The organism is Streptomyces sp. URMC 126 (genome assembly GCF_051386555.1).
Classification (GTDB): domain Bacteria; phylum Actinomycetota; class Actinomycetes; order Streptomycetales; family Streptomycetaceae; genus Streptomyces.
The window spans coordinates 1-260 of the sequence record NZ_JBPQTX010001010.1 but is presented as its reverse complement, the minus strand read 5'-3'; the positions used below and the strand labels follow the sequence as shown (position 1 = coordinate 260).

Genomic DNA, 260 nt, shown 5'->3' with positions numbered 1-260 from the left:
GCCGGGGATGTACTCGCGAAGGCTGTCGAACTCGGTGCCCTCGCCGCGAGTGAGGACGCTGGTGCGCCCGTCGAGTTCACGGAGCCGGGAGAGCCGCGAGGGAAGGTGCTTGCGGCTGGTGAAGGCGGGCAGGACGCGCACCGTCCAGGGGACGGAGTGACTGCCCTGGCGGGCGGCGAGGCCGAGCGGGCCGTACGAGCGCACGGTTACGCGGGCGGCGTGGTGGTCGCCGCGCCGGGTCGGACGCAACTGTGTGATGA

The 260-nt window shown here is 72.7% G+C and carries 1 pseudogene; it reads right to left on the bottom strand.

The window, feature by feature from the left end:
* A pseudogene (locus ACSNOK_RS34880) lies at nucleotides 1-260 on the bottom strand (DUF58 domain-containing protein); the annotation flags it as partial.